Origin of the sequence: Caballeronia ptereochthonis, assembly GCF_001545075.1 — a bacterium.
GTDB lineage: Bacteria > Pseudomonadota > Gammaproteobacteria > Burkholderiales > Burkholderiaceae > Caballeronia > Caballeronia ptereochthonis.
This window is the reverse complement of sequence record NZ_FCOB02000100.1, coordinates 1-1077: the sequence shown is the minus strand read 5'-3', so window position 1 is coordinate 1077 and position 1077 is coordinate 1. Positions and strand designations below refer to the sequence as shown.

Here is a 1077-nt window from a genome sequence, read left to right as displayed (position 1 = left end):
GGAATTGCGCTTGTCTGTATAGTTGCCCCCTCTTCCCGCTGCGCGAACCGCAAATGGAATCGACGCCCAACTAGCGCCTCTTATCGTGTGTCCCGGACAGTCCGTGGAAGACGGAAATGAGAAGCCAGAGACTGCCGCATAACTACCTGTCGAACAGTCTGACATCCATTGGGTCGCATTTCCCAACATGTCATACAGTCCCCATGGGTTAGGCCGGAAACTACCGACCGGAGAAGTCCATAGAAAACCGTCGTTACAAGGGGCCACGGAAGCATCGAAATCCAGAACTCTCGCCGTTTCGTCACGTGCGTTTTCATAGCGACATTGTTCTTTCCGGCTTTTTCCCCAATACATGGGCGTGGTCGTGCCGGCGCGCGCCGCGTACTCCCACTCCTGTTCGGTTGGCAAGCGATAGCGATGCGTGGTCTTGCCAGCCAGTTTCTTGTTCAGCCAATCGATGTAGAGTTGTACGTCATTCCAAGAGACGCAGACGACCGGATCGTCATCAGTCTGAGGGAAGCCGGGATTCCGCCAATCCGCGTCGGAAACGTAGGCCCAGTCAGTGCGCTTAAACGTCATGCAGCCTTTTCCATTGAAACCCGATTCCTTGGCAAAGGCGGCGAATTGTTTTCGAGTGACGTGGAAGCGCGCCAGCGCAAACGCTTTGACCTGTACGGAATGTCGAGGTGTTTCCATGTCGTACATGTATCGATACCGATTTGGCTGATCGTTGAATTCCGCCACGGTGGCGCCCATCATGTACTGACCCGCGGGCAGGACGACCATCTCAGAACATTCGGCGCAATCTTTAAATGTAGCCATGGGCGCCGTCGTCTTCGCCGAGACTGATTGTCCTGTGACGACAGCCAAGATAGCGAGACATATCCATAAGCCTCGCCGATACGGTTTCTTCACCTATCCTCCTTTGTTGTCAAAAAATGTTGTTTTTCTAAGCTATTAAATCAAGAATCAACCGCAAGACGAAAACCATGAGCGGAACTTCGCAGATTCGTATAACTTCCCGTGCCATTGGCGGCGCGAACTCCAATCGGAATGGAAGCCCAACTGCCGCCCCGC

1 protein-coding gene is annotated in these 1077 nt (G+C 53.6%); it reads right to left on the bottom strand.

All coding sequences use genetic code 11. The annotated features are described in order from the left end of the window. Nucleotides 1–822, bottom strand: an 822-nt coding sequence (locus tag AWB83_RS35620) for a formylglycine-generating enzyme family protein (RefSeq protein WP_143750171.1), incomplete at its 3' end; no start/stop codon positions are given. Between the last annotated feature and the right edge of the window lie 255 nt (nt 823–1077).